Raw genomic sequence first — 13,336 nt, 5'->3', positions numbered from 1 at the left:
TTGTTGCGGGCGGGGTTACGGTTTATTTTTACCGGCACCCAGCTCAGCGCCAGTGAGCGGATCGGCTGTTGGATCCGACTCGGTGCGGCTCGCCATCGCTTTGAGTAGTGCGGCCTGCTCTTTCGTGAGCGTAACCTCGGCGCTGCCATCGCCGCCATCAACGGCGGGTTGCGGATCGGCAACGTACTCAAAGTTTTCATCGCTGTTCCAGCTGCCGCGAAGATCATCACCTGCAGACATATTGTAGTAGGTGGTTGCGTATTGTTCGATTGGCGGTAGTTTCCCTGGTGGGAAATTATTGCGAATCGACTGCAACGCCTTCTCAAACGAGAGCTGGTGTGCGGCTTCACGGGTCATCAGGAACGCAAGGGCATCTTTTACTCCCGGATCGTCAGTGACGTTGATCAGGCGTTCATAGATGATCTTGGCACGCGCTTCCGCCGCGATGTTGGAGCGCAAATCGGCGGTGGCTTCCCCGATGGTGTCGATATACGCCGCAGTCCATGGCACGCCTGCAGAGTTGGTCAGCGGTGGTCCACCGCCGTACAGCAGGGAGGTGATATGGCTGTCGTTACCGTTTTGCGTCAGGGAGCGGTAGAGTTCCGCTTCGCTTTCGGTGCCTTCTGCCAGTTCGCCTTTGGCGCCTTTGTTCAGCATGCCTACCAGCGTACCGATGATCTCAAGGTGGCTGAGCTCTTCGGTCGCGATATCCATCAGCATCTCTCTGCGGCCTGCATCATCATCGCCCAGCCCCTGGGTGAAGTAACGGCAGGCGGCCGCCAGCTCGCCCTGAGGGCCGCCAAACTGTTCAAGCAGCAGGTTTGCCAGGCCGGGATTCGGCTCGGCAACGCGGACGGTATATTGCAATTGTTTTACGTGTCGAAACATACGCTCACTCCATGGTTATTTTTTCGCTTCGACACCGTCGGCATCTGAACGCAGCAGGAACTGCTCAGTCGTGTCAGGAATATGCTGGATCAGCCAGTCGGCCATGCGCTGCTCTTCCGCGAGGATCGATTCAATCGCAGGAATCGAGGCCACGTCTCCAGCTTTTCGCGCTGCGGCCAGCAGGGAGGTATAGCAGGCGATTTCGAACTGCTCGAAAACGTAGCCGCTAATAGAGCCTTTTACGATTTCATCCGAGGTCATAATGCCGCCGACAGACTGGCCGAACGCCATCATTTTGCTCATGGAATCTTTCAACATTGAGCGGGAAATATCGTTACGGTCGAGGATCTCTTCCAGGACATTTATTTGCTGTTTGGTTTCAGTAAGATGCTGCTCAATACGGGCGCGGACATCAGGATAATTATCGATACGGCTCGCCATTGATTCGAGCATGGATTCCGCTTGCTTTTCCATGGCGTGAGCATCGCGTAGCCAGTCATGGTAGTGTTCTACGTGATTCATATTTTCGTCCTCGGGTTCGGTTATTTCAGGCTTACTTTTCTGCTTTCTGATTAATATTACCGACTGCCAAATCGGTCAGTTTAAGATCGGTGGATTTCTCTTCTTCCAGCGTCTCGGCTAATAATTTGACTGCCTGGGTATACCCTAATTGCTCCGCCAGGGTAGCGAGCGTGCCGTAGCTGGCAATTTCATAGTGTTCGACTTTTTGCGCCGCAGCGATTAATGCTGCATCGCGGACTTCATTTTTTTCTGTGCTTTCAAGGACTTCATTGGCTTCTTCAATTAACCCTTCCATCGCCACGCATTTCATTCTTTTCAATTTAATATTTGGCGTTTTCTCGATGAGCTGATCGATACGCTCAATCTGGCCATGGGTTTCTTCCAGGTGCGCTTTAAACGCAGCGCTCAGATCAGGGCTGGCGGCTTCGCGGGATAATTTAGCCAGCGCACGAGTAAGCTGTTTTTCTGCACTATAGGTATCGGATAACAAATGAATAAATACATCCTCTATACTTTTCATATTCATACTTTTTCTCCAGTGCTATAAAAATTCTGCGAGCCCGCGGACCCGCAGAGGTTACCCATTAAAGTGAAGAACAGGCTTTAATAATGAGATGAATTAAGAGTTGTCAGACTTGCGTCCGCCACCATGGCTATGCTGACCGCCCTTTTTACCTGCTTCGGAAGCGCGCTGCGGATCGTTTTTGAAATTACCACCGCTCTGCTGACCGCCTTTTTTCCCTGCTTCAGAGGCCTTTTCACGATCCTGTGCGAAATTACCTGAACCACCACGTTGCTCTGCCATATTATGTTTCCTCATTTACATCGTTTATGTCAGTAAGATACGTTTTTATTCGTATCCGTTGTCGTTCAGGATTAAATTTAGCCCCTAGTTCCGAAGAGTCAAATGTGGTTTTGAAAATAAATTATCTTATGTTTTAAGATTTAACTGAATATATCGCTCCGCTTGTTTCACAAATAAGTTTCGCCAAGGTAATGTAAACAAACGACCTTCCGGGCGTTCTGCTTTATCGCTTGTTTTGTGTTTCGCTGAAACGGGCGAGTCCAGACGTGGTGGGGCTCTTTACGTAAGTTTACACTTAAGGTGGCTCGCTTATAGCGCATATAAAAATATTGTACGTGGGATTAATCTTAATTGATTTTTATATTATTTATGGACGTTATTGTCGGTTGTTAAATAATATAACAAATTGTTTACGTATATTATGTATGGATTCCAGTTACTCACCGGAATTACTACTTCAAAAAGAGTAAGCGAAGGGCAAATAAAAGAACCTGACAAAGTATGATGGTGGATCGCGTACTCCAGGCAATACTCAACCGGAACGGTGACGCGGTGTCACCCCGGAGGCGAAGGTGAACCCTATGCTTGATTTCATCTCTGGTGTCCTGATCCATACCCCCGTCTGGGTCTATCTGATTCTGCTGTTTTTGATAAGCAGAGGCATCCGGGCGCGTAAGCCCGCCACCGTTGCGCTGGAAAAGCTCGCTATCGTTCCGGCCCTGTTTCTGATCTGGGATATCTACGACCTGCTGGTCTTTCGCACGCTCACGCTCGCTACCGGCTCCCTGTGGCTGGCAGGTCTACTCAGCGGCGCGGCAATGGGCTATATCCTGATCAAAGGGGCGATAGTAAGCCGGGCTGCCGCCCCGCGCAGCATTTACCGTTCGGCGGACTACTCGGCACTGCCCATTATGATGCTGACCTTTACGGTGAAATATGTGCTGGGAGCGATCAGCGCCATTGCGCCCGAGACCCTGCAACGCCCCGGTGCAAGCGCCTTCGCCATCATTACCGGCGGGCTGTTCGCCGGGGTCTTTGTCGGCAAGTTTGTACGCTACGTGCGGGTCTATTTGTCGGCACCGGTGGGTGCAGCAGGCGGGGTGAGAGGGCTCATCGTTCTGGATTACCCGGATATCCCCATTCCGCTGCAAATCACCCGGACCGCCCGGTGGCGCGATGCAACATCAGGCGTGTCGCCGTTATGTCGGAACGCACTGAGAGGAAAATGGCAAACGCAACGGCAGGTAGACTGAGGCGGCATGATAAACCAGTAGCCCACAGGAGCCCGGATGTTCACCCATATGCGTATTGCCAGACCTGTCATAAACCTCGACAGCGCTTTCCTGATGTACAGCCAGGGGTTAGGACTGAAAAAGATTGCGGACTTTAGCGATCATCAGGGTTTCAGCGGGATCATGTTAGGGCGGGAAGATTTACCCTGGCACATCGAATTTACCGTGTGTCACCACCATCCCGTTCACCCTCTGCAAACGAACGAGGATCTGATCGTTCTCTATTATCCCGATAAAGCGGAATGGGAAGCGGCCTGCGGGCGAATGCGCAGCGCGGGTTTTACCCAGGTAAGTTCGTTTAACCCCTACTGGGAGGTCAATGGGCGCACATTCGTGGATGACAACGGGTACCGGGTGGTGATTCAGAACCAGGCGTGGGGCTGAACTGACAGAGAGCCGCGTGGCAAAATGGCACGATCAAAACGGGCTGGCATGGCGGATATGGACAGGCTCCCCGCTGACCGGATGCGCAAACCGCAGCTCGCTGGCGTGCAGCATCAGGCGCGGCGTGCGTTCGGTGCCGGGCATCTGCACTCCGCCATACAGGTCGCAGCCTAAAATCGGGTGGCCCAGCTGCTGGCAGTGAATGCGCAGCTGGTGGGTGCGCCCGGTTTCCGGCGTCAGTTCTATCCGCGTGACCGGCACATCTCCCTGATAATACCCGCGCTCTACCACCCGATAGCGGGAGCGGGCGGGCTTGCCGTTGATAGCGCAAATCGACATCCGCGGGAACAGCGCCGGATCTTTGGCTATGGGAGCGTCTATCACCCCTTCATCATCGGCCAGATGCCCGCAGAGCAGAGCGGTGTAGATCTTGGTTACGCTGCGCTGGCTGAACTGCTGGCAGAGGGCGGCATTGATCGCCTTATTGCGGGCAATCACCATCAGCCCGGAGGTGCCAAAATCGAGGCGATGCACCAGCGTGCAACCCGGAAAGGTCTGCACCAGCCGGTAATGCACCGAATCGAGGTTTTGCGGATTTTTCCCCGACAGGCTGAGTAGCCCGCTGGGTTTATTGATCAGCACCAGATGGTCGTCCTGCCAGAGCGTCTCTATCGCCTCATGGCAGGGCGGGGCAATAAAATTATCGATAATCACTGACATCAGTCTGACCGCAGAAACCAGAGGGAGGCGGATGATAACCCATTACGTATGCGATTTAAGCTGTGATGTGTTATCGAGTCGTCTGATGGCTGGCACCAGGCTGGCGGCTACCGTGGCGAGAACCACGGCACAGGCCGCCACCAGCAGCACGTTGCTGGTGCCATACTGGTTGGCCAGCGGCCCGGCGATAAGCTCGCCGAAGGGGATCGCCACAAACGATCCCACCGCATCGTAGGCATAGACGCGCGCCAGCTTATCCTGCGGGATATGCGTTTGCAGGGACTGGGCCCAGGCCACCCCAAAGAGGCCAAAGGTCACCCCGGCAATAAAGAACGCGGCAATCAGCCAGGGCGTGGAGGGGAGCAGGCTCAGCATAAAGATGGGCAGGGCGCAGCATGACACCAGCATCACGCCGATAAAGAGATCCCGGCGCGGTCGCCAGCGCAGGGCAAGGGAGGAGCCCACGATGAGGCCAATGCTCTGGCACGCCACAATAATCCCCCACTGCGCCCGGCCAAAAGAGGTATCCGCAATCACCGGCCCGAGCACCATCATTACCCCGCTAAAAGCGGCGTTAATAATGGTGAACTGCACGACGATCGACCACACCCAGGCCCGGCTGGCGAACTCCTGCCACCCCGCCTTTAAATCCTGCAGCATGTTGCTTTTAGAAGGCCCGGCTTCGAGGGCGGTCACGCGAATCATCAGGTAGAGGGGGGCGGCGGCGGCGAACCCCAGGGCATCAATGGCAAGCCCCCAGCCCGGTCCGACGGCGCCTGTCAGAACGCCGCCCAGCGACGCGCCGATGACTGTCCCGCTGTATACCCCCAGCTGAATGAAGGCGTTGGCTTCGCGCAGGCTTTTACCGGGGACCGTCTGGGGAACGAGGGCAGAAGAGGCGGGAAGGGTGATGCCCGCGGCGGCACCGTTTACCGCGCCAAGCAGGGTCAGGCTGAGTACCGTGGCGGACCCGTCCAGCACCGACCACGCCACGATAGCCTGCGAGATGGCGGCCACCACCGACGAGGAGACGAGCACCCGGCTGCGGGAGTAGCGGTCCGCTAATACTCCGCCCAGCAACAGAAACAGCACGTTAAAAATCGAGCGGGAGGCCACGACGATACCTAAATCAGAGGCCGAGCCGCCAATATCCAGCACCGCAAATGCCAGCGCGATGGGGGCGATACCGTTGCCCAGAACGGTAAGAAAACGTGCGGCAAAAAGATGGCGAAAGGGGGAAAAATGATAAGCACGAACGCGTTTATTATCGGTTTTCATGGTGTTAATGGCTACGGGATGAGGGGAAGTACTATAAATGACCTGAAAGGCAAAAACACCTGCTTGCGCCTCCCCTCACCGAAGCCAGCTTAACTCCGCGTTTCTGCAGGCGCCTTTTCATCTGACTTTTGCGTGCTGCTGGAGTAGATGAACCAGAGTGCGATCCCGAGACAGAGGACAGCGCCCAGGCGCGTCATCGAAAAGGGTATGGCGTCGTTCCCCAGCCAGCCAAAATTGTCGATCAGCATGCTCATGGTCAGCTGGCCGAAAATCACCGCCACCGTGGCCACCGCCGTACCGATACGCTGTACGGCCAGCACCATAATGACGATGTACGGCACGCCAAACATCGCCCCCAGCAGCTGCCATTTGGGCACATCCAGCAGGCTGACGGCATGGCGCGGTTCAAAGAAGAAGATCAGCAGGGCGGTGATCAGCGCGCCGACGGAAAAGGTCAGGAACGCGCTTTTGAATACGCCCACCTTGCTGCCCAGCTGGCCGTTAATGGCAGCCTGAATGCTCAGCGTCGCGCCGCCAATCACCGCCAGAATAATCATAATCAATGTCATCGTCTTACCCCTGTGCAACCAGAACCAGCGCGGCAATGATAAAAATCAGCGCGATGATGCGTTTAGTGTCAATTTTGCGGTGCGGCGTGCCCAGCAGGCCGTAGTGATCGATGATCAGGCTTTTAAAGACCTGACCGGCAAGGATGCCAATCATCGTCATGGCGATACCGATGGCGGGCGTCACCACGGTGAGAATAATGACGTAGACCGGGCCGAGAACGCCGCCCAGCAGCTGCCATGAAGGCTGTGAAAAAAACGACGGGCTGTTGCGTGGGCTGAAAAAGAGCATCAGCAAAAAGGTCAGGGCGGCACCGACGCCAAACACGCTGAACGTGGCCCATAAATCACCTACCTCACCGCCGAGCGGCCCCAGTAGCCCTGCCTCGACGGACAGTCCCATCCCCCCGGCAATAACCAGTAAAATCAATATCAGCTGCATAGTTACTCTTCTCCGTTTTCAAGGCGGGGAAGCGTACGCCTGAACATCCGTGAGAAAAATGCCATAATGTAAGAAACACCTGTGCAGGAAATGCATTAATGCGCGACCCCGCCACAATCAGCCTTCGCTGGCTGCAAACCTTTAAAGAGGTCTATGAATCCCAGAATTTTTCGGTGGTGGCACGCCGGGAGGGAATTTCCGCTTCGCAGGTTTCGCGGGTCATCCATCAGCTTGAGGATGCGCTCGGTCAGCAGCTTTTTTACCGCAACACGCGGGCAATTATTCCCACGGAAAGTGGTCACCTTTTTATCCGCTATGCCCGCCTGATGCTCGGTAATCTTGAGGAGGCGCGCCGGGAGCTGGATGCGCGCAAGCAGGAGCCCTCTGGTCTGCTGCGCATCAACGCTCCCGTCTTTTTCGGTCAGCGGCATATCGCGCCGGGTCTTCCCGGCCTGATGGAACGCTACCCCTGTCTTAGCATCGAGCTGACGCTGACGGACGACTATATCGATCCCCATCGGGATGCCGCCGACCTGATCTTTCGCATCGGTATGCTGACCGACTCCTCTTTTCACGCCCGGGTTTTCGGGCCGCAGTTTTATCACCTCGCCGCCTCTCCGGCCTATCTGTGCAAATATGGTGCGCCCGAGGTGCCCGACGACATAACCCGGCATAAATGTCTTGTCTACCGCGGTTCGTCCGGCCCCAACCGCTGGCTGCTGCGCGCGCCTGGCGGGGCGTGGGTCCACTATCCCGTGTCGCCGCTGTTATCGTCCAATAACGCGGAAACCCTGCTGACCTCGGCGCTGGGCGGGATGGGGATGGTGCTCTTTCCGGACTGGCTTATCGGCGACCGGTTCCGCAGCGGGGAGCTGGTAAAACTGCTGCCGGACCATGAGGCCGCCATTAATACCGAGCCGCAGAACATCTCGGCAATTTACCCCAATGCGCGCCACCCACCGCTGAACGTCAGGGCGGTGATTGACTACTACGTAGAGTTTTTCGGCACGCCCCTTTACTGGCAATCCGCAATGAAAGAGTAAAGAGGTACGGGCAATTCTAATGATTTCCTATTATTGCTCTAAGTCAGGCTGCTAATAAGAATGTAACTACGCTAATTATCTTGCAGGGTGACTCACATGTTTGTGTCATGGTGGTTAATTGTTCCTGTCATCGCCGGGGTCGCCATCCTCTTTATGATGGTTTCCCGGCTGACCAATGAGGTGGATAAACTTGAAACGGCGCTGGAGGAGAGCCGGGGGCAGCTGAAGTCTGCCAGTCAGCACGCTGAGGCGTGCAAGCTGGCGAATCTGCGCATGACGGAAAATTTGCTTCAGGTGAAAGGCTACACGCAGCAGTTGGCCAGCAGCAGCGGCCCTGAACAGGAAAGGCTGCTGTATGAAATGCACTGCGCCCTTAATCTGGCGACAAACAATGCTATTCATCACCCTGATTTTATCGAACACCCTTCAGCATCAGGCGCATCCCGACCGCAGCAGCTTGGCGAAACCTTGCCGTTAATGTTTCGTTGAGAGTATTGCCTGGTGGGTTTGCACCGGTGCGACCTGTTTGCCGGGCGGCGCTTCGCTTGCCCGGCCTACAAGCGTGTGCCGGTTTGGTAGGCCGGGCAAGGCGCAGCCGCCACCCGGCGCTCTTGCTACCGCTCCCTTAGTGCCTCTTTCGCCCGGTTAAACGGCTTGATCATATAATCCATCACCGATTTCTCGCCGGTCTTGATATCCACCGTGGCAATCATCCCCGGCACAATCGAGAAGTGCCTGCCCGCTTTGTTCACCAGGTAATCCTGGCTGGTGCGGATAAACACCCGGTAGTAGAAGACCTCCGGTTTGGCTTCATCCTGAATGGTGTCCGGGGAGATGGTCTCCACCACGCCATCCAGCCCGCCGTAGATGGCGTAATCGTAGGCGGTGATCTTCACCAGCGCCTTCTGGCCGGGGTGGATAAAGGCGATATCCCGTGGCGACAGGCGGGTTTCAATCAGCAGGTGATCGTCCACCGGCACAATCTCCATCACTTCGCCGTTCGGGGGAATAACGCCGCCGATGGTGGTCACCTTGATGTTCTTCACAATGCCGCGCACCGGCGAGGTCATCGTCAGGCGGGTCACCGAGTCTTCACGCCCTTTCAGCACCGCCGAGAGCATATCCACTTCGGCGTTCGATTTAGAGAGCGCCTCCCGGGCCTGAACATAGTACTGCGAGCGCAGGTCGGTGAGCTTCAGCTCAAGATCGCTCTTCTGGCGTTGCAGGCGCAGCGCCTCGACGTGGCTGGCGGCGCCGGTTTTCAACAGCCGCTGGGTGATCGCAAGCTCCTTATTCACCAGATCCAACGCCTGGCGCAGCTCGCGCCGGGAGTCTTCCAGCTGCTCGCGGCGGGAGTTGTAGAGCCGGGTTTCGGCGGCGATCAGATCGGTCCATTTCGCCAGCTCCGGCGGAAAGGTGAGGGGCAGATCGTTTACCTCCGCACGCAGACGGGCGCTGGAGGCCAGCGACGCGCGGTAGCGGGCGGCGCTTTCACCGACGTTGGATTCAGAGCGGGTCGGGTCGAGGCGCGCCAGCACCTGGCCGGCCTGCACCTGATCCCCTTCGTGAACTTTCAGCTCGGCGAGGATCCCGCCGTCGAGAGACTGCAACACCTGCTCCCGGGAGCTGGGGATCACCTTCCCGGTGCCGGTGGAGACCTCATCGAGAATGCTGAACCACGCCCACACCCCGGCAGCGACAAACAGCAGCAGGCTGAATAACACAATGCTTCTCGCCCCGGTATAGCCGCTCTCGGAGCCGAGGGCGTTATCCAGGTCATCCATCGCCGCAACATCACGCTGATTGATTTTCATTTTTCCACTCCCGGCCATTTGCCTGCTGCGGTTGCTGCATCCGGCTGTTGCTCAGCGCCTGCGCTTTCGGCGCGTCCATCACCAGCATGCCCTCTTTCAGCACCACCACGCGCTCCACCAGCTCCAGCATCGGTACACGGTGGGTGGCGACAATCAGCGTGCGGTGGCCGAGCCACTGGCCCAGACGTTGGATAAATTCGCGCTCGGTGTGCTCATCCAGCGAGGCGGTGGGTTCATCCAGCAGGACGACGTTGGGATCGCGCAGGAACATACGCGCCAGCAAAATTGACTGGCGCTGGCCGCCGGAGAGCCCGACGCCGTTCTCCATAATCGGGTGATCCAGCCCCTTCGCCAGCTTCTGCACAAAGCTGGCCGCGCCGCACATCTCCAGCACGGCAAAGATCTCCTCGTCGGTAGCCCGCGGCATCCCGAGGGTGATGTTCTCCCGCAGGGTGCCGTAAAACAGCCGCGCGTTCTGGCTCATCAGGCCGACGTTGCGGCGCACATCCGCCATGTCGAGATGGGGCAGACTGAGGTTGTCGAGCCGCAGCTCGCCGCCCACCAGATCCATGCTGCCCACCATCGCCTGCAGCAGGGTCGATTTGCCCGCGCCGTTACGCCCCAGCACCGCCACATGCTCGCCGGGTTTAATCTCCAGCCGGTTGATGCGCAGCGCCGGGTTCTGCGCGTCACCGCCGTAGGCGAACTGCGCCTGCTCGAACAGGTAGTGTCCACGCAGCACATCCTGGCGGATCGGCGTCTCTTCACGCTGATTCTCGGTGGGCAGCTGCATAATGTTGTCCAGCCCCTCTTTGGCGGCCTTCACCTGCTGCCAGCGGGCCAGCACGCCGCACAGGGTCGCCATCGGGGCGATCATCCGCGAGGCCAGCATTGAAGCGGCCACCACCGCACCGGTGGTCATTTCGCCTTCGATCACCATCGGGGCACCCACCACAATCACCGCGGTGTAGACCAGGCTCTGAATGGTCATCCCCCAGCTGATCAGGCCCTGGGTCAGCTCCCGGGTCTTAAGGCCCGACTCGGCAGTGATCTGAATGTAGCTGTTCCACTGTTGCAGGAAGCGGTTCTCCGCCTGCATCAGCTTGATGTCCTCCAGCCCCTGCACGCTCTCCACCAGCACGGCGTTACGCAGGGTCGCCTCGTGGGCCGACTGCTTCGCCAGCGCCGCCAGCTTTTTCTGCAGCAGCAGGCCCGGCAGCACCATCACCACCGCCGCGACCGGGGCGATCCAGGCGAGTGACGGGGCGATGATCGCCAGCACCACCACAAACAGGAAGAAGAAGGGCAGGTCGACGATGGTAGAGATGGTGGAGGAGGTGACCATCTCGCGGATTTGCTCCAGCTCGCGCAGCTGGGAGATAAAGCTGCCGGTGGAGCGGGGCACCGCGCTGTTGCGCAGGCGCAGGGCGTGGCCAAACACCCGGTCCGAGACGCGCATGTCGGCCCGTTTGCCCAGCAGATCCATAATGTGAGACCGGGCGATACGCAGGATAAAGCCGAACAGGGTGGCAATCAGCACCCCGATGGTCAGCACATAGAGGGTGGGGTAGGACTGAGCCGGGATCACCCGGTCATAGACCTGCATTGAAAAGAGAATGCCCGCCAGCGACAGCAGGTTGATGAACAGCGCCGCCAGCATCACGTAGGTATAAGGCCGCAGGTCGCGCATCACCAGCCGGTAGAGCCAGTCCGGGCGGTATTTGGAGATATAGGCATCCACCCGGCTGTCTTTCAGCGCCGCCAACGGGCGCAGGGCCACCACCTGGTGAATGGCGGGCAGCATCTTCGCCAGCGAGATGCGGTTGGTCTGCGCCTTGCCGTCAAAGAAGCAGACATCCAGCAGATCCTCGCCGTCGAAGTGCTCAATCACCCCAATCTTGCCGTCATTAAGCTCCACCACCACCGGCAGGCGCCAGCTGTTGATGGACTCCTGGCCGTTGGTGAGCAGCTGAAAGGAGAGGCCCGCCTCGCGGGCAAGCCCGGTCAGCGCCGGGATTTTACTCTTGCCCTGTAGCCAGGGCGCGCCCGCCACCAGCGCGCCGGGGGAGCAGGCCACCCGGTAGCGGGTGGCGACGTAGCCAAACGCCTGCGCCCAGTGCTCCAGCGCCTCTTGCGTCAGTGTCTCCTCATAAAGGATATCGTCTCGGATCATGGTTGGATCTCCACTGACTGAATGGTGTGGTTTTCAAGGCCGAAGGCATTGCGCATCCGCCCGGTGTTATAGAGGCAGTTGATTTGCAACTGGCGAAGCTGCCCGGCGGTTTGCCACTGAGTAAAGCGGGCCTGGTAGACCTCCTGCTCGGCGTTCAGCACGTCCAGCAGGGGGCGGGAGCCCAGATCCAGATACTGCTGCTGATAGAGTTCGCGGGTGCGCTGGCTGAGCGTCTCCTGGCGGGACTGGATCTGCAGGGTGCTCATCAGGCTCATTACCTGGCTTTTGGACTCCAGCAGCTTTTGCCGCACATCCAGCCGGGTGCGCTGAATATTGGATTGCGCCGCTTCCACCGCGTGGCTGGCGGCGTTGCGCCGGGCGCTCAGCCCGCCGCCCTGGTAGATGGGCATCTCGACGTTCACCGAGACGTTGTACTGGGTTTTGTCCAGCGTATCGTGGCCGGGGTAGCGGTTGTTCATGTAGTGACGCACCTGCGGCTCCAGCGAGACGGTAGGGGTCATCTGCGCATTGGCGTAATCGAGGTTCGCCTGCGCCACGTTAGCCTGCGCCCAGGAAGCCAGCACTGCGGGCACCAGCCGGTCATCCGGCTCGTTGATGTCGCAGCTGCGGGCGAGTTTTTCCGGGAAGGCGTTGCTGACCGCGTTCAGGTTGCTCCAGCCGAGGTTGCTCATCAGCGTGGCGCGGGCACTGTCGAGGTTGGCCTGATACTGCATCAGCTGCGAACGCGCCCCTTCGATACGGGCGTCGGTCTGCACCACGTCCGAGAGCGAGGTGGCCCCTTCGTCGTTACGCTGGCGCGTCAGCTTGCCAATGGCGCCGAGCGCCTCAAGCTGCTCTTCGGCGGTCTCCACCATCTGCTGCCACATCTGCACCTGCACCAGCGCGATGGCGGTATCCCGGGCGATAGTGTCGATGCTCAACAGCACGTTGGCCTGCTGTTGCACCACGCCCGCGTCTTCGGCGCGCACCTGGCTTGCCACCTTGCCAAAGTCATAGAGCATCTGGGAGAGGGAGACCACCACCGAGGGGGTGAAGCCGGTATCGCTGGAGTTATTGCTGTAGCCGTTGTCTATCCCGGCGCTGATCTGCGGATAGTATTTCGATTTAGCGACATCGACCTGCTGGATCTGTTCGTAAAGTTTGCCCACCGCTTCGCGAATGGTGGGATGCCAGTTGACGGCGCGGGTCACCGCATCGCCGAGGGTTAAGGTTCCGGGGGCAGCCTGACTGGTGGGCAGGGCGACCCGTCCATCCAGAGCGGGCAGCGCCTGATTTTCATTTAATTGTCCAAAACTGATTACCGCAGGCGAATCGGCGGCAAGGACCTGTGCAGACAACAGGCAGCACCCAAGCCACCAGCAAGGTACTTTGTTCATGGCATTATCCCT

Annotated in this window: 15 protein-coding genes; 4 read left to right on the top strand and 11 right to left on the bottom strand. The window is 58.1% G+C overall.

The features are described 5' to 3' along the window. Positions 1-15 precede the first annotated feature (15 nt). The 4 genes from C3406_RS05170 to C3406_RS05155 form a co-directional block, all read right to left on the bottom strand. Positions 16-888, bottom strand: a complete 873-nt coding sequence (locus C3406_RS05170) for a manganese catalase family protein (RefSeq protein WP_103822603.1) — start codon at positions 886-888, stop codon at positions 16-18. 15 nt (positions 889-903) lie between these two features. Then, complete coding sequence (locus tag C3406_RS05165) at positions 904-1,410, bottom strand: ferritin-like domain-containing protein (RefSeq protein ID WP_103822602.1); 507 nt, start codon at positions 1,408-1,410, stop codon at positions 904-906. A gap of 31 nt (positions 1,411-1,441) precedes the next feature. Continuing rightward, positions 1,442-1,936, bottom strand: a complete 495-nt coding sequence (locus C3406_RS05160; RefSeq protein ID WP_103180816.1) for a YciE/YciF ferroxidase family protein — start codon at positions 1,934-1,936, stop codon at positions 1,442-1,444. Between the two features lie 93 nt (positions 1,937-2,029). Further along, the gene (locus C3406_RS05155) at positions 2,030-2,215 is read right to left on the bottom strand and encodes a con-10 family general stress protein (RefSeq protein WP_103180815.1); all 186 of its coding nucleotides are present in this window, start codon (positions 2,213-2,215) and stop codon (positions 2,030-2,032) included. A gap of 581 nt (positions 2,216-2,796) precedes the next feature. On the opposite strand from C3406_RS05155, the gene C3406_RS05150 reads away from it, so the two are divergent. After that, positions 2,797-3,468 carry a hypothetical protein gene (locus tag C3406_RS05150; RefSeq protein WP_476629927.1) on the top strand — a complete coding sequence of 224 codons (672 nt, stop codon included), beginning with the start codon at positions 2,797-2,799 and terminating at the stop codon, positions 3,466-3,468. Between the two features lie 36 nt (positions 3,469-3,504). Beyond that, entirely contained in the window at positions 3,505-3,891 is a 387-nt protein-coding gene (locus tag C3406_RS05145; protein WP_103822601.1) for a hypothetical protein, read from the top strand. 33 nt (positions 3,892-3,924) lie between these two features. Here the strand turns inward: C3406_RS05145 and C3406_RS05140 are convergent, their stop codons facing one another. The 4 genes from C3406_RS05140 to C3406_RS05125 all read right to left on the bottom strand — a co-directional run bounded on the left by C3406_RS05140 (position 3,925) and on the right by C3406_RS05125 (position 6,897). Continuing rightward, a complete protein-coding gene (locus C3406_RS05140; protein ID WP_103822600.1) occupies positions 3,925-4,611 on the bottom strand; it encodes an RluA family pseudouridine synthase in 687 nt (228 codons plus the stop codon). Positions 4,612-4,653: 42 nt separating this feature from the next. Beyond that, positions 4,654-5,889 (bottom strand): MFS transporter, encoded by a 1,236-nt coding sequence (locus C3406_RS05135; protein WP_103822599.1) that lies wholly within the window; start codon positions 5,887-5,889, stop codon positions 4,654-4,656. Positions 5,890-5,978: 89 nt separating this feature from the next. Further along, the gene (locus C3406_RS05130; protein ID WP_103822598.1) at positions 5,979-6,458 is read right to left on the bottom strand and encodes a DMT family transporter; all 480 of its coding nucleotides are present in this window, start codon (positions 6,456-6,458) and stop codon (positions 5,979-5,981) included. Between the two features lie 4 nt (positions 6,459-6,462). After that, positions 6,463-6,897 (bottom strand): DMT family transporter, encoded by a 435-nt coding sequence (locus tag C3406_RS05125; protein WP_103180810.1) that lies wholly within the window; start codon positions 6,895-6,897, stop codon positions 6,463-6,465. A gap of 98 nt (positions 6,898-6,995) precedes the next feature. On the opposite strand from C3406_RS05125, the gene C3406_RS05120 reads away from it, so the two are divergent. After that, positions 6,996-7,940 carry a LysR family transcriptional regulator gene (locus C3406_RS05120; RefSeq protein ID WP_103822597.1) on the top strand — a complete coding sequence of 315 codons (945 nt, stop codon included), beginning with the start codon at positions 6,996-6,998 and terminating at the stop codon, positions 7,938-7,940. A gap of 96 nt (positions 7,941-8,036) precedes the next feature. Beyond that, entirely contained in the window at positions 8,037-8,429 is a 393-nt protein-coding gene (locus tag C3406_RS05115; RefSeq protein WP_103822596.1) for a hypothetical protein, read from the top strand. Between the two features lie 125 nt (positions 8,430-8,554). On the opposite strand, the gene C3406_RS05110 is transcribed toward C3406_RS05115, so the two are convergent. The 3 genes from C3406_RS05110 to C3406_RS05100 are packed head-to-tail and all read right to left on the bottom strand — an operon-like array spanning position 8,555 to position 13,324. Beyond that, positions 8,555-9,724, bottom strand: coding sequence for a beta-barrel domain-containing protein (locus C3406_RS05110; RefSeq protein ID WP_103822954.1), 1,170 nt, complete (start codon positions 9,722-9,724; stop codon positions 8,555-8,557). Between the two features lie 10 nt (positions 9,725-9,734). Continuing rightward, positions 9,735-11,927 carry a type I secretion system permease/ATPase gene (locus C3406_RS05105; protein ID WP_103822595.1) on the bottom strand — a complete coding sequence of 731 codons (2,193 nt, stop codon included), beginning with the start codon at positions 11,925-11,927 and terminating at the stop codon, positions 9,735-9,737. Next, entirely contained in the window at positions 11,924-13,324 is a 1,401-nt protein-coding gene (locus tag C3406_RS05100; protein WP_103822594.1) for a TolC family outer membrane protein, read from the bottom strand. Before C3406_RS05100 ends, C3406_RS05105 begins: the two co-directional genes overlap by 4 nt. Positions 13,325-13,336 lie beyond the last annotated feature (12 nt).

This window comes from Leclercia sp. LSNIH8 (genome assembly GCF_002920195.1).
Lineage (GTDB): Bacteria > Pseudomonadota > Gammaproteobacteria > Enterobacterales > Enterobacteriaceae > Enterobacter.
This window is presented reverse-complemented; position numbering and strand designations above follow the sequence as displayed.

Excerpts from the sequence above, each read along its gene's own strand:
- C3406_RS05160 (WP_103180816.1), bottom strand. The coding sequence starts at position 1,936 with ATGAATATGAAAAGTATAGAGGATGTATTTATTCATTTGTTATCCGAT.
- C3406_RS05115 (WP_103822596.1), top strand. The coding sequence starts at position 8,037 with ATGTTTGTGTCATGGTGGTTAATTGTTCCTGTCATCGCCGGGGTCGCC.
- C3406_RS05170 (WP_103822603.1), bottom strand. The coding sequence starts at position 888 with ATGTTTCGACACGTAAAACAATTGCAATATACCGTCCGCGTTGCCGAG.
- C3406_RS05135 (WP_103822599.1), bottom strand. The coding sequence starts at position 5,889 with ATGAAAACCGATAATAAACGCGTTCGTGCTTATCATTTTTCCCCCTTT.
- C3406_RS05140 (WP_103822600.1), bottom strand. The coding sequence starts at position 4,611 with ATGTCAGTGATTATCGATAATTTTATTGCCCCGCCCTGCCATGAGGCG.
- C3406_RS05125 (WP_103180810.1), bottom strand. The coding sequence starts at position 6,897 with ATGCAGCTGATATTGATTTTACTGGTTATTGCCGGGGGGATGGGACTG.
- C3406_RS05130 (WP_103822598.1), bottom strand. The coding sequence starts at position 6,458 with ATGACATTGATTATGATTATTCTGGCGGTGATTGGCGGCGCGACGCTG.
- C3406_RS05145 (WP_103822601.1), top strand. The coding sequence starts at position 3,505 with ATGTTCACCCATATGCGTATTGCCAGACCTGTCATAAACCTCGACAGC.
- C3406_RS05110 (WP_103822954.1), bottom strand. The coding sequence starts at position 9,724 with ATGGATGACCTGGATAACGCCCTCGGCTCCGAGAGCGGCTATACCGGG.
- C3406_RS05155 (WP_103180815.1), bottom strand. The coding sequence starts at position 2,215 with ATGGCAGAGCAACGTGGTGGTTCAGGTAATTTCGCACAGGATCGTGAA.
- C3406_RS05105 (WP_103822595.1), bottom strand. The coding sequence starts at position 11,927 with ATGATCCGAGACGATATCCTTTATGAGGAGACACTGACGCAAGAGGCG.
- C3406_RS05165 (WP_103822602.1), bottom strand. The coding sequence starts at position 1,410 with ATGAATCACGTAGAACACTACCATGACTGGCTACGCGATGCTCACGCC.
- C3406_RS05120 (WP_103822597.1), top strand. The coding sequence starts at position 6,996 with ATGCGCGACCCCGCCACAATCAGCCTTCGCTGGCTGCAAACCTTTAAA.
- C3406_RS05150 (WP_476629927.1), top strand. The coding sequence starts at position 2,797 with ATGCTTGATTTCATCTCTGGTGTCCTGATCCATACCCCCGTCTGGGTC.
- C3406_RS05100 (WP_103822594.1), bottom strand. The coding sequence starts at position 13,324 with ATGAACAAAGTACCTTGCTGGTGGCTTGGGTGCTGCCTGTTGTCTGCA.